The sequence below is a fragment of the Kitasatospora sp. NPDC058243 genome (genome assembly GCF_042882025.1).
Taxonomy (GTDB): domain Bacteria; phylum Actinomycetota; class Actinomycetes; order Streptomycetales; family Streptomycetaceae; genus Kitasatospora.
The window spans coordinates 1-18,816 of sequence record NZ_JBHVWW010000017.1; the positions used below are offsets into that span (position 1 = coordinate 1).

11 protein-coding genes and 1 pseudogene are annotated in these 18,816 nt (G+C 72.6%); 2 read left to right on the forward strand and 10 right to left on the reverse strand.

Annotation, left to right across the window (positions count from 1 at the left end; translation table 11 throughout):
- From ACFVX9_RS14120 to ACFVX9_RS14140, 5 genes and pseudogenes are all read right to left on the reverse strand, one after another.
- Positions 1 to 466, reverse strand: a pseudogene (locus ACFVX9_RS14120) (hypothetical protein); the annotation flags it as partial.
- A complete protein-coding gene (sigM, locus tag ACFVX9_RS14125; protein ID WP_380379737.1) occupies positions 463 to 1,191 on the reverse strand; it encodes an RNA polymerase sigma factor SigM in 729 nt (242 codons plus the stop codon). The pseudogene ACFVX9_RS14120 and the gene sigM, both read right to left, overlap by 4 nt.
- A 42-nt stretch (positions 1,192 to 1,233) precedes the next feature.
- On the reverse strand, positions 1,234 to 3,240 hold the full coding sequence (locus ACFVX9_RS14130; protein WP_387981815.1) for a protein kinase family protein: 2,007 nt from the start codon (positions 3,238 to 3,240) through the stop codon (positions 1,234 to 1,236).
- Positions 3,241 to 3,547: 307 nt separating this feature from the next.
- The gene (gene murJ / locus ACFVX9_RS14135; protein ID WP_387981817.1) at positions 3,548 to 6,031 is read right to left on the reverse strand and encodes a murein biosynthesis integral membrane protein MurJ; all 2,484 of its coding nucleotides are present in this window, start codon (positions 6,029 to 6,031) and stop codon (positions 3,548 to 3,550) included.
- Between the two features lie 57 nt (positions 6,032 to 6,088).
- Positions 6,089 to 8,668 (reverse strand): DUF6049 family protein, encoded by a 2,580-nt coding sequence (locus ACFVX9_RS14140; protein WP_387981818.1) that lies wholly within the window; start codon positions 8,666 to 8,668, stop codon positions 6,089 to 6,091.
- A gap of 355 nt (positions 8,669 to 9,023) precedes the next feature.
- Here ACFVX9_RS14140 and ACFVX9_RS14145 point away from each other — a divergent pair, with 355 nt between their 5' ends.
- Positions 9,024 to 10,424: a CCA tRNA nucleotidyltransferase gene (locus tag ACFVX9_RS14145; protein ID WP_380345967.1), complete on the forward strand. Its 1,401-nt coding sequence runs from the start codon at positions 9,024 to 9,026 to the stop codon at positions 10,422 to 10,424.
- 58 nt (positions 10,425 to 10,482) lie between these two features.
- Here ACFVX9_RS14145 and ACFVX9_RS14150 read toward each other — a convergent pair whose 3' ends face one another.
- The 5 genes from ACFVX9_RS14150 to ACFVX9_RS14170 form a co-directional block, all read right to left on the reverse strand.
- On the reverse strand, positions 10,483 to 11,535 hold the full coding sequence (locus ACFVX9_RS14150) for a hypothetical protein (protein WP_063348477.1): 1,053 nt from the start codon (positions 11,533 to 11,535) through the stop codon (positions 10,483 to 10,485).
- Between the two features lie 34 nt (positions 11,536 to 11,569).
- Positions 11,570 to 12,199 (reverse strand): hypothetical protein, encoded by a 630-nt coding sequence (locus ACFVX9_RS14155; protein WP_387981819.1) that lies wholly within the window; start codon positions 12,197 to 12,199, stop codon positions 11,570 to 11,572.
- 96 nt (positions 12,200 to 12,295) lie between these two features.
- Positions 12,296 to 13,633, reverse strand: a complete 1,338-nt coding sequence (locus ACFVX9_RS14160) for an MFS transporter (RefSeq protein ID WP_387981821.1) — start codon at positions 13,631 to 13,633, stop codon at positions 12,296 to 12,298.
- 140 nt (positions 13,634 to 13,773) lie between these two features.
- Positions 13,774 to 14,856, reverse strand: coding sequence for an inositol-3-phosphate synthase (locus ACFVX9_RS14165; RefSeq protein WP_063348479.1), 1,083 nt, complete (start codon positions 14,854 to 14,856; stop codon positions 13,774 to 13,776).
- Between the two features lie 126 nt (positions 14,857 to 14,982).
- Positions 14,983 to 15,684: a PadR family transcriptional regulator gene (locus ACFVX9_RS14170; RefSeq protein WP_063348480.1), complete on the reverse strand. Its 702-nt coding sequence runs from the start codon at positions 15,682 to 15,684 to the stop codon at positions 14,983 to 14,985.
- A gap of 354 nt (positions 15,685 to 16,038) precedes the next feature.
- Between ACFVX9_RS14170 and ACFVX9_RS14175 the strand changes: the two genes are divergently transcribed.
- Positions 16,039 to 18,702 carry a transglycosylase domain-containing protein gene (locus tag ACFVX9_RS14175; protein WP_380379722.1) on the forward strand — a complete coding sequence of 888 codons (2,664 nt, stop codon included), beginning with the start codon at positions 16,039 to 16,041 and terminating at the stop codon, positions 18,700 to 18,702.
- Positions 18,703 to 18,816 lie beyond the last annotated feature (114 nt).

The window sequence follows — 18,816 nt, forward strand, 5'->3', positions numbered from 1 at the left end:
TGAGGGCGACACTCTCGTGTTCGTTGGCGGTGTAAGAGGTGTGTAAGAGACAGGGGCGGCCCGGGCCGGTGGGCGCGGCGGGCCGGGAAGGGGGTGCGGCGGGCGCCGCGGCGGCCCGGGGGGCCAGGGTGGGGGTGGCGGCCCGGGAGGCCGCGAGGGGGGCGTTCTCGGCCTCCCCCTCCTCCTCCTCCGCTGCGGAGGCGGCGGCCGCGGCGAGGGCGGCGTCCAGCCGGGCGGCGACGTCGGCGGGCATCGGCGGGGCCTCGACGGCGCCGAGCAGTGCCTGGACCTCGCCGAGCGCGTCGGCGGTCTCGCGGCACTCGGCGCAGTCGTCCAGGTGTCGGCGCAGCGTCCGGGCGGCGTCGGCGGACTCGACCAGCCCCTCGGCGAGGTCGGCGAGCTCGTCGACGGAGGGGTGGGCCTCGGCGGGGCCGGTGGGGCCGGAGGAGGAGAGGTGGGCCGTCATCGCGTGCTCGCGTCTCCTTCCAGAACCGTCCGACCGGTGTTCGGGCCTGTCCCTGTGACGGTGCGGGTGCCCGTCGGGTTCCCCGGCGCGTTCCGCCGAGGTGGCGCGGCCGCGCCGGGGGCGTTCGGTGTTTCACGTGAAACATCCGGTCCGCCACCGCCGCTCTCGCGCAGATGGCGAACCAGCGGGAGCAGCCGGGCCCGGCCCCGGGCGCAGCGGCTCTTCACCGTGCCCACCGGGACGCCCAGCAGCTCGGCGGCCTCGGCGACGGGGTAGCCCTGCATGTCGACCAGGACGAGTGCGGCCCGCTGCTCGGCGGGCAGTTCGGCGAGCGCGGCGGCCAGCTCGCGCTGCACCTCGGCCCGGACCACCGGGGAGTCGGCCGGTTCCGCGGCGCCGACCAGGGTGTCCAGGCGCCGCGGGTCCTCGTCGAGCGGGGTGGTGCGGCGGGTGGCGCTGCGCCGGGCGCGGTCCAGACAGGCGTTGACCACGATCCGGTGCAGCCAGGTGGTGACCGCCGAGCGGCCCTGGAAGCCGGGGGCGGCGCGGAAGGCGGAGACCAGGGCGTCCTGGAGGGCGTCGGCGGCCTCCTCGCGGTCGCCCAGGGTGCGCAGGGCGACCGCCCAGAGCCGGTCGCGGTGGCGGTTCACCAGGAGGCCGAAGGCGTCCGGGTCGCCGGCAACGTGCCGGGCGAGCAGCGCCGCGTCGTCCTCCGCCACCGTCACCCCTCGCCCCCCTCGCCGTCGTCCTGGAGACCGGACCGCCGGTCAGCCGGAGACCTTCACCTCGGCGACCTGCCCGCGGAACCTGCCGTCCGTATCCTTCGGCAGGCTGGTCAGCCAGATCAAGAGGTAGCGCGTGTTCGTCGGGGTGCTGAGAGCGAAGTCGACGGTGGTGCCGCTCTTCTTCCCCACGGCCGTGAAGGAGGCCAGCGGCGCCTTCTGCGGGTTGTCCGCCGCCTGACCGTTCGGGATCCGCAGCTCGGCCGTGGTGGTGCCGACGAACTGGACGCTCACCGAGTTGACGCCGTGCGGCGAGCCGAGATCGATCAGCAGGCCGGTGCCTTCCTTGTAGCCGCCCGGGACGAACTGGTCGTCGTAGCCGAAGGTCGGCCAGCTCGTGTTGGGGTCGCCGTCGATGGCCTTGGGGAGGGCCCAGGCGGATTCCGCCGAATCGCCCTTCGGGTTGTACGAGAGGGCGGCCTTGGGCGCGATCGGCGTCGGGTTGTGGGTGCTGGCCTGCGGGGTCGGTGCGTCGCTGGTGGCCGAGGCCTGCGGGGAGGTGGTCGGGCCGGTGTTGCGCAGGGTGTCCACGAACTGCCAGGAGGCGACGCCGATGGCGCCCAGGGCGACCGTCCAGGCCGTCGCCTTGACCACCCGGCGCAGCCGTCGCCGGGTGCGCCGGCTCGCGGTCGGCCGGGACGAGGCGGGCAGCGGGGCGACCGCCGGGTCGGCCACCCGGGTCGGGTTGGGCGCGGTCGGCAGCGCGTGGGTGTTGTGCCGGGGCGGGGCCGGGAAGGGGGGCAGCTCCGGTTCGGGCTGGCGGATCCGGGGCATCTGCGCGATCGCCCGGGTCAGCTCCTCCGGGGTGGTGATCGGCTCGGCGTGGTGCGGCGGGTGGTCGAACAGGGCCCGCGCGGCCAGCTCGGACAGGCCCTTGTGGACGCCCGCGCGGACCTGGTCCGGCGCGGCGTTCTGGAGGCCCTTGGGCAGGCCCTGGAGGTCGTAGCGGTCCTCCGGGTAGGGCCAGCGGTGGGTGAGCGCGGCGAACAGCAGGGCGCCGATCGCGCGGGTGTCGGTGCGCTCGGAGCCGTCGGTGCCGTCCTCGTCGGGCAGCCCGCGCAGGGCGGCGTCCACCGCGATGCCGTTGATCCGGTACTGGCCGCTGTCGGTGCGCAGCACGCAGCGCGGGGTGAGCCGCAGGTGGGCCTGGCCGCGCCGGTGGGCGGCGGCGACCGCGTCGGTCACCTGGCGGACCATCTGGTACGCCTCGTGCGGCTCCATCGGGCCGTCGGCGAGCAGCTTGGCGAGGTCGGAGGCGTGCGGCAGCCACTCCCGCACGACGTAGACCAGCTCGCCCTCCTGGACGGCGTCCAGGACCTGGACGAAGCGCGGGTCGCCGAGCAGGGCGGCGGACTTGGCGGCGGCGAGCACCTTGCGGGCGCGCTGGTGGCCGGAGGCCATCAGGTGGACGCCGACGGCCCGGCGCAGCTTCTCGTCGACCGCGCGCCAGCTGCTGAAGGTCTCGGTCTGGGAGATGCACTCCTCCAGCCGGTACCGGTGGCCGATCATGTCGCCGCTGTGCCGCAGCGGGGCGGGGAGGGTGCGGGGCAGGGTGGCGGTGTCGCGCGGGTCGACGGTGGGCTGCGGGTCGGTGGGGCGGCGCTTGGCGGCTGCGGGCTCCGGGGCGGCGGGCTTGCGCCGGACGGTGCCGGCGGCCAGCTCGGCGGCGATCTCGTGGACCGAGAGCGGAGCGGTGATCTCCGAGGTCTCCTCGCCGCGGGGGGCGTCCTGGCCGACGTCGGAGAGGTCGGAGAGGTCGGAGGGCTCGGAGGGGTCGGCGGCGTCGGTGTCCGGGTCCGGGTCGGCGGCCACCGGGGTGTCCGGGGCGGCGCCCCGGTCCTCGGAGGCGTCCTGGGAGGAGGCGTCGGCGACGGCGCCCGCCGGGGCTGCCTTCCCCGCCGTGAGCTCGTCGATCGCCGCGGCCAGTGCGGCCTCGTCCGCCGCCGCGTCAGCTGCTGACGTGTCGACGACCGCCTTGGTGCCATCAGCCACCGTGGTCCTGCCTCCCCTTGTGTCGCCCCGGCTTGAGAGAGTCGCTGGAGCCCGCGGGTTGGCGGCCACGTGCTCCAGGACAATTGTGCCCACTCTTCTCCACCGAGTACGACCGCTGAGGGGCGCGCTCGGTTGCGTGCTGGTGGAGAGATGTGGTGCAGATCCGACACCGGGCCGCCATCTCGCGGCCCGGGCGGAGCCGGGCGCGGGCGGCGGCCCGGCACCCGGCCGGACGGGCGGAGGAGCCGGTGGCTCCCGTCGACACCCGGTCAGGGCGTCCGCTCGTCCGGTCGGTCGGTGTGGTGGATCAGCGGCCCAGCCGGCCGCGCACCATGCCGAGCATGGCGTTGAGCTCCTCGATCCGCAGGCGCTTCGCGATGAGCACGAACACGGCCAGCTGGAGGCCGCCGCCCGCGACGAGGGACAGCACGCTGCCCAGCCAGCCGTCCAGCACCTGCTGGACCGCCAGGCTGACGCCGAGGCCGACCAGCGCGGACGGCACACCGGCGGTGGCCAGCCGGCTGTAGGTCTTGCCGATCCGCTTGCTGTCCAGCCCGCCGATCTTCTTCTTCAACTTCGGCAGTGCGACCGTCACCCCGACGGCGTAGGCCAGACCATAGCCGAAGGACATCCCGATCACGGCCCACTGGGCGGGCAGCGTGAACCAGCAGACCACCGAGAACCCGGCCTGGCAGACCGCGACCCAGACGGTGTTGGAGAACGGCGTCCGGGTGTCCTCGTAGGCGTAGAAGCCGCGCAGCATCACGTACTGGGCCGAGTACGGGATCAGCCCGAGCGCGAAGGCCGAGAGCATCAGGCCGACGTTGGAGGCGTTGTCCAGGGCCCGGTCACCGCCGCCGATCCCGTAGATCGAGCGGGCGATCGCCGGGCCGAGCGACAGGAACAGGAAGGCGCCCGGGACGACCGCCACCGCGGTGGTGCGCAGCCCGTACGACAGGTCGTCGCGGACGGCGCCGGCGTCCTCGTCGGCCGCCGCCCGGGAGAGCCGGGGGAGCACCGCGCTCATGATCGAGACGGTGATCACGGCCTGCGGGAGCTGCCAGATCAGCAGGGCGTTGGAGAACGCCGCGAGGCCGACGCCCTCGTGGCCGCCCTTCTCGGCGGCGCTGCCGGCGGCGGTGGCCAGCTGGGTGATGACCAGGAAGCCGGCCTGGTTGGCGAGCACGAAGAAGAAGGTCCACTTGGCCAGCCGGGCGGCCTTGCCCAGGCCGTGGCCGCGCCAGTCGAAGCGCGGCCGGTAGCGGAAGCCGGCCGACCGCAGGTACGGGATCATCGCCAGCGACTGGACGACCAGGCCGAGCAGGGTGCCGAGGCCGAGCAGCCGGACGCCCTCGGGCGAGATGCCCTCGGGCGTCACGTGCGTGCCGCTGTAGCCGCCGTACACCCAGATGTAGGCGCCGAAGGTGAAGATCACCACGATGTTGTTGAGGACCGGGGTCCACATCATCGCGCCGAACCGGCCGCGGGCGTTGAGGATCTGCCCCATCACCACGTGGACGCCCATGAAGAAGATGGTCGGCAGGCAGTACCGGGCCAGCGCGACCGTGGTCTCGGCGCGGTCCGCGTTCTCCATCATCGAGTGCGAGATCAGCTGCACCAGCAGCGGTGCCCCGAGCACCGCGAGGAACACCACGCCGCCGAGCCCGACCATCACCAGGGTGAGCAGCCGGTTGGCGTACGCGGTGCCGCCGTCCTCGTCGTTCTTCATGCTGCGCACCAGCTGCGGCACGAAGACGGCGTTCAGCGCGCCGCCGCCGATCAGGATGTAGAGCAGAGTCGGCAGGGTGTAGGCGGCGTTGTACGAGTCGCCCATGGCGGCGACGCCGATGGCGGCGGTGATCACCATGGTCCGGACGAAGCCGGTGCCGCGGGAGACCAGCGTGCCGGCCGCCATGATCGCGCTGGAGTTCAGCAGGCTCGCGACCTTGCCGCCGCCGCCGGCCGCCGGGGCGGGCTCGGCCGCGGGCGCCGGCTGTGCGGCGCGCTCCTCGGCGACGAGGTCCGCCAGCGGCTCCACCGCCGGCGGCACCGCCACGGCGGCCACCTGCATGGTGGCCTCGTCCTCGGAGAGCGGCGGGTCGAACTCGATCGGGGGGACGAAGGGGCGGTGCCCGTCCGGGCCGGCGTACTGCTGCTGCCCCGGGTAGCCGCCCACCGGCGGGTACGGCGCGGGGGCGTGCGGCGGCCCGGCAACGGGGGGCGGGGGCGCGACCGGCGGTGCCATCGGGTGCACCGGGGCGGGCGGGGGCACCGGCGGCTGGGCCGCCGCCTGCGCCTGGTGGCCGCCGAACAGCGCGTCCACCCCGACGTACTCGGTGGTCTCGCTGTCCCAGGTCGAGTGCGCCGGGCCCGGCTCCCACTGCGGCCGGGGCTGCTCCTGGCCGCCCCACTGGCCGCCGCCGGCCGGGGCCGGGGCCTCCTGCCAGGCGGCCTGCACCGGGGTGTCCCAGCCGGGCTGCACGGGCGGCACCGGGGCCGCGAACGGCGTCGGCGCCGAGTACTGCGCCGGCTGCACCGGCGTCGGGTAGCCGCCGCCCTGCGGCGGCAGCTGCGGCGGCACGTCGTACGCGGTGGCCGGCGGCTGAGGTGCCGCGGGCCGGTCGGCCCGCAGACCGTACGGGTCCTGGCCGGCCTGCGGGTTCCCGTACGCGTCGGCCGCGTACGGGTCCTGGGCGTAGGTGTCGGCCACGTACCAGTCGCCGGACGGCGACTCGGCGCCCGGCCGGTTCTCACCGCGGCCCGGCGGCCGCTCCTCGCTGCGCCCGGTCATGTCACCTCTTCGCTGTCGTGGGGGAGGCCGGCCCGGCGTTGCGGGGGGTCGGCGGTATCAAGGACCAACCTTCTCATCACTGGCGGTCCGATCCCGGCCATCCGCGTTGCTGCCGCGCGGTGTCTGCGCGGGGCCGGCCTCGGCGGATCCGCCGCCGGAGCCGTCTTCGGGGCCGCCGCCGGGGCCGTTCCCGGAGGGTTCGCCGGCACCGCCCCCGGCCTCGCCGTCGGGCTTCTCCCCGCTCGCGTCCCCGCCCGCGTCCTGCGCCCCGTCCCGGGCCTCGTCCGCCGCCGGGGCCGGTGCGCCGTCCGCCGCCGGGCCGTCGACCGGCTGGTCGCCGTCGGCGTGCGGCTGCCCGGCCCGCCGCTTGCGCTGCCGCACGAAGCGCAGCGCGGCCAGCAGCAGCAGGCCGGCGGCGGCCGCGAAGACGTACAGCACGCCGTTGGTCACCGAGGTGACCTCCACTGTGAACTGCTGCGGTGTGCCGTACTTCTGCGGGTTGGGGCCGGTGGTCCAGAGCTGGGCGGTCATGGTGACCGGGCCGTTGTTGCGCGCCTCGGCCTGGAACCGGAGGGTGGCGCTCTGAGCGGCGGGGATGACCAGTTCCTCCTCCTTGCCCACCCGCAGCCGGTTCGGCTGGGTCGAGGTGAGCACCAGCTTGAGGTTGGTGACGGTCTGGGTGAGGTCGTTGCGGACGCTGACCGGCACCAGGCCGGTGTCGCCGGCGAGGGTGACGACGTTCTTCTTCGTCACCCGGACGGCTCCGGTCAGTTCGTCCAGGTACTTGGCGACGTCCGCGCGGTAGGTGCTGCCGGCCGCCGCGTCGGTGCGCCACGCGGTGGACAGCGAGCGGACCATCGCGGCGCTGAACGGGCCGCGCACCCGCTGCGGCAGGGTGAGCACCCGCATCAGCGTGTCCAGGTTCTGCTGGATCTCGTCGGTGCTGCTCAGCTCGGCCGCGGACAGCTCCGAGGCCCGGACCTGGGCCGGGTAGTCGGCGGCCGCCGGGACGGCGGTGTTGGCCTTCTGGTCGGGCGAGGCCTGGGCGAGGGTGTCCAGCTTGACCGGGGCGAGCCACTTGTTGTCGGAGGCCGTCTGCAGGGCGTCCGCCAGCACCTTGGCGGTGCTCGCGGTCAGGTCGCGCGGCGGCATCACCAGCAGGCCGCGCTGGTTCTGCGGCTGCTCGTGGGTGATCGTGTAGGTCTCGGCGAGGAAGCGCTGGTTCGCCTTGGTCTGCGCCTGCGGGGAGGCGAGGTCGGTCTGGAACAGTGAGGAGACGGTCTCGTCGGCGACCACAGCGTTCTGCCCGCTGCCGATCGGGCGCACCGCGGTCGGGGTGTAGTTCATCGCGTCCGGCTCCGGCATGCTCGCGCCGTTGACCAGGACCAGGCCGCTGCCGGCCTGCTGGGCGACGCCGGCGATCTGCTGGTCGAGGTAGCCCTGGTACGGCCAGGCCACGTCCGAGCGGGTGTCGACGGACAGCCGGCCCTCGACGGTGAGCCGGCCGGCGGTGGCCGCCTTGCCCAGGGCGGTGCCCATCCCGGTCAGGTCGGCGCCGTTGTGCGCGATCGAGGCGAGGTCCGGGTCGGCGTAGGGCAGCGACACCACCTGGCCGCCCGGCTTGGCGACGGCGGCCCGCAGCTTGTCCAGCCAGGCCGTGGCGGCGGCCTGGCCGGTGCCGGGGACGGTGTTGTCGTCCTTGGCCGGCTTGCCGACGTCCTGGCCCGGCTTCTGCACCCGGTACGGCCTGGTCATCGCGAACGCGGTGTCCAGCAGGTCCGGGTCGACCACCCAGGTCAGCCCGGTCATCTTGGCCCCGGTGTCCACCAGCTCGTACAGCCGGCCGCCCGGGGAGAACTCGGCGGTCAGGCTGTCGTCGCGCAGGACGGGGACGGGCTGGTCGTTGTCGGAGTAGGTCTGCGCGGCCAGCACCGGCGCGTGCACCAGCGGCCAGAGCGTGGTGACCTTGCTGGGCTGTGCCTCGGCGCCGCCCGGGTTGTACGGCAGGAAGGTCCGGGCGATGCCCAGCGGCCGGTCGCGCTGGTTGTCGGCGGTCGAGCCCCAGGCGTCCACCGCGAGCTCGTAGACGCCGCTGTCGGACAGCCCGAGGTCGCTCACCGAGACGCTCAGGGTGTAGGGCTGGTTCTGGCCCGGACCCAGCTCCGGCAGGGCGTACTGCGGGCTGTCCAGCTCCACGCCGTCGGAGTTGGTCGGGCCGCTGCGGGTGGTCACCAGGGACAGGTCGCTGCGCCGCTGCAGCGGCTTGCTGGACAGCGGCTTGCGGACGGCCGCGTGGGCGTTCTTGACCGCGGCCTTGCCGGTGTTGGTGACGTGCCCGGTGATCTTCACGATGCCGTTCGGGCTGGCCACCTGCGGTGCCACCGTCTCGATGGTCATCTCCACCGGGTACTCGGCCGAGACGCCGTTGTCGGCGGTCGGCCGGACGCCGCCCCCGGCGGGTAGCGCCGCGGCCGGGGCGACCGCTGAGAACAGGGCCAGGGCGGCCCCGCAGACGGCGGCGAGGCGGCGGGCCGCCCGCCCCGCGCGCCGCCCCGTACCGTGCCCTTCGACGGGGCGTTCGGTCCTTCCGGGCCGTCGTTCCGCCCCCAGGCCCGAGTGCCGTGCCGGCTCACTCACTCGTTCCGCCCTCGCCGTTCTCGATCGCTCGCTGCTGATGCTGTTCGCTTGACGTTCTTCGCTCGACGCAGTTCGCCGCGCTGGTGCCGCGGGAGCTCCGCCGGCCACGGCGGCACGCGACACCGCATCCCCTGTCCGGTGCCCGAGACTCGTCCACCGGCATGGTAACGATGCAGCCCGCGGTGCAGTGTTGCGGGCCTTGGGGTGAGACGCCCAAAACGCGCGGGCGGTTGACCTGTCGGGCCACGTACTCTTGTGAGCCGTGTCCACTGCCAATGAGTCCACCGCGCACCTCGACCGTTCCAGCACCGCCGTCCAGGCCGTCCCAGGCCTGAGCGAGGCCCAGACCCTGGGGCTGCAAGAGCTGCTGCGGGTGTCGCCGGTGGCCGACGAGATCGCCCGTCGGTTCGAGGCGGCCGGCCACCGGCTGGCCCTGGTCGGCGGCTCGGTGCGGGACGCCCTGCTCGGCCGGCTCGGCAACGACCTGGACTTCACCACCGACGCCCGCCCGCAGCAGGTGCTCAGGCTGGTCAAGGGCTGGGCGGACGCGGTCTGGGACGTCGGCATCGCCTTCGGCACGGTCGGCGCCCGCAAGGACACCCCCGAGGGCTCCTTCCTGATCGAGATCACCACCTACCGCTCCGAGGCGTACGACCGGACCTCCCGCAAGCCCGAGGTCACCTACGGCGACACCATCGAGCAGGACCTGGTCCGCCGGGACTTCACCGTCAACGCGATGGCCGTCGACCTGCCCGGCCGCGGCTTCGTCGACCCGCACCACGGCCTGGACGACCTGGAGGCCCGGGTGCTGCGCACCCCCGCGACCCCCGAGGAGTCCTTCTCCGACGACCCGCTGCGGATGATGCGCGCCGCCCGCTTCGCCGCCCAGCTCGACTTCGAGCCGGCCCCCGAGGTCGTCGCCGCGATGACCGCGATGGCCGAGCGGATCACCATCGTGTCCGCCGAGCGCGTCCAGGCCGAGCTGAACAAGCTGCTGCTGGCCAAGCACCCGGTGAAGGGCCTGCGGCTGCTGGTCGACACCGGCCTGGCCGACCACGTGCTGCCCGAACTGCCCGCACTGCGGCTGGAGCGCGACGAGCACCACCGGCACAAGGACGTCTACGAGCACTCGCTGACCGTCCTGGAACAGGCCGTCGACCTGGAGCAGGACGGCCCGGACCTCACCCTGCGGCTGGCCGCGCTGCTGCACGACATCGGCAAGCCGCGCACCCGCCGCTTCGAGTCGGACGGCCGGGTCTCCTTCCACCACCACGAGGTGGTCGGCGCCAAGATGACCCGCAAGCGGATGCGCGAGCTCAAGTACTCCAAGGAGCTCACCGAGGACGTCTCGCAGCTGGTCGAGCTGCACCTGCGCTTCCACGGCTACGGCGGCGGCGAGTGGACGGACTCCGCGGTGCGCCGCTACGTCACCGACGCCGGACCGCTGCTGGAGCGCCTGCACAAGCTCACCCGCTCCGACTGCACCACCCGCAACCGCAAGAAGGCGGCGGCGCTGTCGCGCACCTACGACGGCCTGGAGCAGCGGATCACCGAGCTGAAGGCCCAGGAGGAGCTGGACGCCGTCCGCCCGGCGCTGGACGGCAACCAGATCATGGAGCTGCTCGGGCTCAAGCCCGGCCCGCAGGTCGGCAAGGCGTACAAGCACATGCTCGAACTCCGGCTGGAGCACGGCCCGCTGGAGCACGACGCGGCGGTGGCCGCGCTGCGGGCCTGGTGGGCCGAGCAGCAGGGCTGAGAGGTGCTGCGAGGGGTGGCCCCGGCCGACGCCGGGACCACCCCTCGGGCGTGCCGGGTCAGCCGTGGAGGCTCTGCAGGCAGAGCACGTAGTTGAGGGCCGGCAGGTTGGAGTAGGTGCGGGTGTAGGTGCTGTCCGACTTCGGCTGCTTCTCGCAGACCTTCTCGTCGGAGGTGGCCAGGTACTTGAAGACCACCTTGTACTGGGCGCGGGAGTCGCCGCAGGGCAGCATGGTGATCTTCGGGTTGGCGTCGTGGGTCGCGCCGGTGCCGTTCTCGTTGCGCAGGCAGTCGCCGGGGTTGGCCCGGTCGATGCTGTCGGCAGCGGTGCTGGGGGCGGTCGGCGGCGGCAGCGTGATGGTGGGCACCGGCGGCATGCTGAACGTCGGCGAGGGGAACGGCCGCGGAGTGTAGGTCGGCGGCGGCGAGAAGGTGGTCACCGGGGGCACCGTCACCGTCGGTATCGCGATCGGCGCGACCGGGTCGTCCTTCTTCGGGCCGAGCACCCCGGTGGCGGCCAGGACCAGCGTGACGACCACCGAGAGCGGCAGCAGCAGCATCAGCGCGTGCGGCCGCCGGCCCAGCGGGACGCCGGGGTCGAGCTGGGGGCCGTGGCTGCCCGGGACGGGCGGCGGCAGCCGCTTGACCTTGCCGTTGGCGGCGAGGTTCAGCAGCAGGGTGATCGGCGCCAGCAGCACCGACGCCGGGCTCCACCAGCCCTGGACCAGGGTGCGGGCGGACAGGTCGCGCACCGTGGCCGTCCCGCAGGTGCGGCAGAACGGGCCCGGCATCCGCAGCATCCGGTAGGCCAGGACCAGGCCTTGGTGGCCGCGGACGGTGGCGTCCACGGCCGGGAAGCCGCCGCAGAAGCGGCAGGCGGGCCCGTCCTGCGGCGCCGGTGGCGGGTACCCGTACCCGTAGCCGGGCGCGGGCTGGGGAGGGTAGCCGTACGGCTGGTCGGGCGGCGGCGGGGCGGCCGGGTAGCCGTAGCCGGGCGGCGGGCCCGGCGGCGGGGGCGGGGTCGGCCGGCCGTAGGGGTTGCCGGTGGCGTACGGGTTGCCGTCGTCGGGCGGCGGGGCGCCGTACGGCAGCTGGGGCGGCGGAACGGACAAGAGGTCCCCCGGGGATGCGGTGGTGGTGGAGAGGTCAGGCCTTCCCCGGCAGCGGGGCGCCGGCCGGGGTCATCGGGCCGAGGCAGAGCACGTACCGCTTCTTGTTCCAGCGGCGTCCGCTCTTGCCCGAGACGGCGCTGGTGGTCTGCGGCGTCTGCCGGCAGCGGTTCACGTCGGTGGTGTCGCCGAACGTCGACAGGACCCGGTAATTCGCTTTGGCATCAGTGCACTTGACGATCTCGACATCGCGGGTGCCGCTCACCCGGACGCAGTCGCCGGGCTTGGCGCTGCTGACGCTCGGGCCGCTGACGAAGTAGCCGACGGCCAGCGCGAGGCAGCCGCCGACCAGGCCGACGATCCGCAGCTTCGCCTTGACGCCGCGCTTCGCGGGGGGCGTCTCGGCGGCGGAGGCGGGCGGCGGGTAGCCGTACGGGCCGGCGGGCGGCTGCTGGCCGTACGGCGGCTGGGCGCCGTAGCCGGGCGGCTGCTGGCCGTAGGCCGGGGGCGGTCCGAAGCCGGGCGGCCCGGGTTGGGGCGGTCCGAAGCCGGGCGGTGCGGGCTGGGGCTGCGACGGGATGTACGGCACCTGCCCGTACGGCGGGGCCGGCTGCGGGGGCGGCCCGTACGGCGGAGGTGGCCCGTACGGGCCGGGCGGTGTGCTCATCAGTTCGTCCCCCGAGGCCGAGTGCTGTCGCTGCGACAGGTCTGACGTACCTTAGCGACTCGGTCGGACGCCACCGTTCCGAGGGGCCGAGGGCCTTCAGGAGACCCGGTCGCCGGGGAGCGGCCCGTACCGCCGGGCGGAGCGCAGGTAGAGGAGCGCCGAGAGCCCGTACACCGCGGCGACCCCGACGACCACCACGACCGAGCGGCCGGAGAGCGGCAGCACCAGCGCCGTGACCAGGGCGGCGGTCACGAAGGCGACGTTGAACAGCACGTCGTAGATCGCGAAGACCCGGCCGCGGTACTCGTCCTCGACCGACTCCTGGACCACGGTGTCGGCGCAGATCTTGGTGCCCTGGGTGACCACCCCGAGCAGCAGCGCCGCGAGCAGGCAGGGCAGCAGGGTGAAGCTCAGGCCGAGCGCCGGGACGAAGACCACCGGGGCCGCCAGGCAGACCGTCATCCAGCCGGCCAGGCCGAGCCGCCGGGTGCACCAGGGGCTGACCAGCGCGGCGACGAAGAACCCGGCGGCGGACAGGCCGACCGCCTGGCCGAGCGTGACCAGGCCGGCCGCGCTGTCGGACGGGTCGTTGAAGGTGTACCGGGCGAGCATCACCACGACCACGATCAGCACGCCGTAGCAGAACCGGGCCGCGGTGACGGCGGCCAGCGCGTGCACGGCGGGCCGGCAGTCCCGCACCAAGTGGCGCACGGCGGCGCCGAGTTCGACGGCGGCCCGGACCAGCGCCTGGCCGAGCGCCGGGCGGTCGCCGTGCTTCTCCGGGCCGAGCAGGTCGCGGTCCATCCGGCGGGCGGCCAGTGCGGCCGACAGGTAGAGCAGCGCGGCCACCGTGACCAGCGCGGCGTCGGCCTTCGGTCCGGGGGTCATCACCTGGTGCAGCAGGAAGCCGACCCCTCCGCCGGAGGCGGCGGCGACCGTGCCCAGCGTGGGGGAGAGCGCGTTGGCGGTGACCAGCTGGTCCTGCTCGACCACCCGGGGCAGGGCGGCGGACAGGCCGGCCAGGATGAACCGGTTGAGCGCGGTGACCAGCAGCGCCGAGGCGAAGAACAGCCAGGTCGGCGCCTCCGCCAGGAGCAGGGCGCCGGTGCCCAGGCCGAGCCCGAAGCGGGCCAGGTTGCCGTAGTAGAGCACCTGGCGGCGGCGCCAGCGGTCCAGCAGCACCCCGGCGAACGGCCCGATCACCGAGAACGGCAGCAGCATCACGGCCAGCACCGAGGCGATGTCGGCGGGGGAGGACTGCTTCTCCGGGGAGAACACGACGTAGGCGGCGAGCGAGACCTGGAAGACGCCGTCCGAGAGTTGGGAGAGCACCCGGGCGGTCAGCAGCCGCCGGAAGTCCCGGCCGCGGAGCAGACCGAGAAGCGTGGCACGGTGTGCGGACTGGTGGGTGCTGCCGTTCTCGGTGATCGCCACCCGCCCAGAGTGCCATGGAACCGGCCGCTGTTTCACGTGAAACATTCGCCGAGAAACGGTGAAGGGCCCACGATCCGATGATCGTGGGCCCTCCGGCGCGGCCGGCGGCGGTCACCCGCCGCCGGCTCCGGCGCTCTACCTCAGCGCTCGACCTCGCCGCGGATGAACTTCTCGACGTTCTCCTTGGCCTCGTCGTCGAAGTACTGCACCGGCGGGGACTTCATGAAGTACGAGGACGCCGACAGGATCGGGCCGCCGATGCCGCGGTCCTTGGCGATCTTCGCGGCGCGCACGGCGTCGATGATGACACCGGCGGAGTTCGGGGAGTCCCAGACCTCGAGCTTGTACTCCAGGTTCAGCGGGACGTTGCCGAACGCGCGACCCTCCAGGCGGACGTACGCCCACTTGCGGTCGTCCAGCCAGGCCACGTAGTCCGACGGGCCGATGTGGACGTTGTTGGCGCCCATCTCGCGGTCGCGGATCTGCGAGGTGACGGCCTGGGTCTTGGAGATCTTCTTGGACTCCAGGCGCTCGCGCTCGAGCATGTTCTTGAAGTCCATGTTGCCGCCGACGTTCAGCTGCATGGTGCGCTCGAGGATGACACCGCGGTCCTCGAACAGCTTGGCCATCACGCGGTGCGTGATGGTGGCGCCGACCTGGGACTTGATGTCGTCACCGACGATCGGCACGCCGGCCTCGGTGAACTTGTCCGCCCACTCCTTGGTGCCCGCGATGAACACCGGCAGGGCGTTCACGAAGGCGACCTTGGCGTCGATGGCGCACTGGGCGTAGAACTTGGCGGCGGCCTCGGAACCGACGGGCAGGTAGCAGACCAGGACGTCGACCTGCTGGTCCTTGAGGATCTGGACGACGTCGACCGGGGTCTCGTCGGACTCCTCGATGGTCTCCCGGTAGTACTTGCCCAGGCCGTCGAGGGTGTGGCCGCGCTGGACGGTGACGCCGGTCGGCGGCACGTCGCAGATCTTGATGGTGTTGTTCTCGCTGCTGCCGATGGCGTCGGCCAGGTCGAAGCCGACCTTCTTGGCGTCGACGTCGAACGCGGCGACGAACTCCACGTCGCGGACGTGGTACTCACCGAACTGGACGTGCATCAGCCCGGGGACCTTGCCGGCCGGGTCGGCGTCCTTGTAGTACTCGACACCCTGCACCAGCGACGCGGCGCAGTTGCCCACGCCCACGATGGCTACGCGAACCGAACCCATTCCGGTTGCTCCCTGTGATCTCATGAGGGCCGCCGGGGTCGACGGCACTCGTCCTGCTTCTTCGATGACTGCTTGTACGGGCGCGAGGCGCCCACTCCTGCCGCGCGGCACAGGGCTGACGCGGTGTCAGCGCTCCTGGGCGGAGCGCCCCGGGCGGTCGTACGGTGGCCCGGGCGGGTCCTGGGACCCTTCCTCCTGGCCACGGCCGTCCGAAGTCTTGTGGGGTACGGCGGTGGTGTTGCCGCCGGTGGCGGGCCCGGTCCGGCCGGTGCGGTTGGCCCGCTCGGTCTCGATCAGCTCGTTGAGCCACCGGACCTCGCGCTCCACCGACTCCAGTCCGTGCCGCTGCAGTTCGACGGTGTAGTCGTCGAACCGCTCGCGGGCGCGGGCCAGCGAGTTGCGCATCTTCTCCAGTCGCTCCTCCAGCCGGCTGCGACGCCCCTCCAGGACGCGCATCCGCACGGCCCGGTCGGTCTGGCCGAAGAACGCGAAGTGGACGCCGAAGTGCTCGTCCTCCCAGGCGTCGGGCCCGGAGTCGGCGAGCAGCTCCTCGAAGCGCTGCTTGCCTTCGGGGGAGAGCCGGTAGACGGTCTTGGACCGCTTGCCGTTGAGCGCGGTGGCCGGGACGTACTCGACGTCCGGGTTGTCCTCGACCAGGAAGCCCTGGGCGACCAGGCTCTTCAGGCACGGGTAGAGCGTTCCGTACGAGAACGCCCGCAACGTTCCGAGCAGGACGTTGAGCCGCTTGCGCAGCTCGTAGCCGTGCATCGGGGCGTCGTGGAGCAGACCGAGAACGGCGAACTCCAGCACTCCTGAGCGCCTGCCCATTGCCGTCGTCCTCCTTGCCTCTCGGCCGTTGTCCGGCCGCTGCATCGGGCGGTATGCCGCGTCGATGTATCGGCTCGATATATCGAGAACAGTAAACCGGGCCCTCGGAACGGGCAAGGGGGGCGCGCGTGAAGGTGATCACAAGCCGACGCGCAGGAGTGGTTGGCAACGGGCGTGTAATGATCTGCTGCCGTTTTGCGGTCATTGGGGACTGATGCCCGATTAGTTGGGATTCCCGGCTGCGTACGCTGTCGCGTGTGCACGAGGACCACCTCCGGGGTTAGGGCGGTTGGCGGGCATCGGACGTGAACCCTGCCTTCAGGCTGGAACCGCCTGGCGAGGAGTGGCTGCAACATGAGTGAACGACGGCGAAGGACGCCCAGCCCGGGCGGTGACGGGCAGCAGCCCCCGGGTGGTGGTGGCCGTCAGGGCGGACCAGGCCGGGACGAGGTGAGCTCGGACGGCGCCGGCCGCCGGCGCCCCCCGGGCGAACGGGAGACCGCTCAGCAGCCCCGGATGGGCCGCGCCGAGATGCGCAAGGCCGCCCAGAAGGGCGGCAAGGGCGGCCGGCGCGGTGCCGCCGCGGCCTCCGCCTCGGTGGCCGCCGCCGCAGGCCCCGGCAAGAAGCGGTTCATCGACTACCCGCGCTTCGGCAAGACCGGCGTCCGGCGCTGGCTGCCGTCCTGGCGGCAGTGGCTGAGCGCCTTCCTGATCGTCTTCGCCACCTGCGTGGGCGGGGTCTTCTACCTCTACCAGACCACCGAGATCCCGAAGCTCAAAGATCTGATGAAGGACCAGAACACGATCTACTACTGGGCCGACGGCTCGGAGATGACCCGCAAGGGCGAGACCAACCGTCAGATCGTCGAGCTCTCCGACATCAGCCCCAACCTGCAGAACGCCGTGATCGCGGCGGAGAACCAGACCTTCCGCGAGGACAGCGGCATCGACCCCAAGGGCATGCTCCGCGCCGTCTACAACATGGCCAAGGGCGGCGAGACCCAGGGCGCCTCGACGATCACCCAGCAGTACGTGAAGAACGCGTACCTCAGTCAGGAGCAGACCCTCAGCCGCAAGCTGAAGGAGTTCTTCATCACGCTGAAGATCAATCAGAAGATGCAGAAACCGGACATCCTCAAGGGGTACCTGAACACCAGCTGGTTCGGTCGCGGTTCGAACGGCGCCCAGGCCGCCGCACAGGCCTACTACGGGGTCGACGCCAAGGACCTCGACCTCTGTCAGAGCGCCATGCTGGCCGGCCTGTTGAAGGGCGCGTCGTACTACGACCCCAGCAACCCGGCCAACAAGGAGCGGGCCCAGGGGCGGTGGGCCTGGATCCTCGAGAACATGGTGAAGACCAAGGCCATCACCCCGGAGGAGCGGGCGAAGTGCACCACCTTCCCCGACCCGATCCCGCAGAAGCCCAGCTCCAACATGAACGGTGAGGTCAGCTACCTGGTCGACACCGCCAACAAGTACCTGATGGCCACCGACAAGACGATCACCCAGCAGATGATCGACAAGGGCGGCCTGAAGGTCTACACCACCTTCGAGAAGGACAAGGTCGACGCCCTGAAGAAGGCCGTCGACGACGTCAAGGGCGAGAACCTCAACGCCCAGAAGCGCCCCAACAACGACACCTTCATCCAGTTCGGCTCCGCCAGCATCCGCCCCGGCGACGGCGCGATCGTCGCCCTCTACGGCGGCGACGGCGTGGAGAACGGCCACTTCGACAACAACGCCGACGCCATCGGCGTCCAGGTCGGCTCGACCTTCAAGCCCTTCGTGCTGGCGACCGCCATGCAGATCGGCGTCCAGACGGCCACCGACGACAAGGGCAAGCCGAAGCGGATCAACGCCGACAGCCGCTACCTGTCCGACGACATGTCCGAGATCCGCAAGCCGGACGGCTCGCTGGTGATCGGCGACGACGGCAAGCCCTACCGGCAGAAGAACGAGGACTCCGGCAAGCGCGGCTACGTCTCGCTGCGGTCGGCCATGCAGAACTCGTTCAACGTGCCCTTCGTCCAGCTCAACCAGGACGTCGGCGGCCAGAACGTGGCCAACATCGCCGAGCAGATGGGCGTCCGGAAGGAGAGCTTCGCCGACCCGAAGACCCCGACCTTCGCCCTCGGCACCTCCACCATCAGCCCGATCCGGATGGCCACCGCCTACGGCACCCTGGCGGCCAGCGGCAAGGAGGCCGAGCCCTACTCGGTCACCAAGGTCGAGGTGAACGGCACCGAGCGCCCGGGCTTCGGCAAGAAGGACGCCAAGGTCGCCCTGGAGCCGGCCGTCGCGGACAACGTCACCGACGTGCTGGTGAACGTGGTGAAGAACGGTACCGGTTTCAAGGCCAAGGAGCTGGGCCGCCCGGTGGCCGGCAAGACCGGTACCACCGACCAGAACAAGTCGGCCTGGTGGGTCGGCTACACCCCGCAGCTGGTGACCAGCGTCGCGATGTGGCGCGAGGACCCGAGCAAGCACGAGCGGCTGTCGCTCAACGGCACCGGCGGCAAGGAGTCCATCCACGGTGGTGACATCCCGACCGACGTCTTCACCCGGTACATGAAGGCCGCGCTGGCCAACGAGAAGAAGATGGACTTCCCGACCCCGCAGCCGGTCGGCACCCAGGTGGACTCCTCCGGCGCCCCGGTCTCGCCGAGCATGACGCCCACGCCGACGACGAGCGAGACCCCGTCGGCCCCGCCCGCGACCCAGCCGGCCAACAACCAGCCGCCGCCGACCAACAACAACCAGCCGCAGCCGCCCGTGTCCACCCAGGGCCCGGGCTGTGTCCCGGGCGTGGACTGCCCGGGCACGCAGCCGAGCCAGACACCGTCGCACACCAGGACCAACCCCGGTCCGACGAGCAGCTGCGGCCTCCTCGGCTGCACCACGCCCCCGCCCACGGCGCCGCCGACGGACCCCCCGGCGACGAGCAGCAAGCCGAGCGGCAAGCCGCCGACACCGTCCTCGACCGGCGGTGGCGGTGGGCAGAACGGGCTGTTGCCCTGACCACCACCCGCTGAGCGGATGAACCGAACGGCGGTGGGGGGGGGGGCTGGGGGGGGGGGGGAGGAGGGGGTTTTCGGTGGGCTTTTTGGTTGTGGGGGGGGGGGGGGGGAGGGT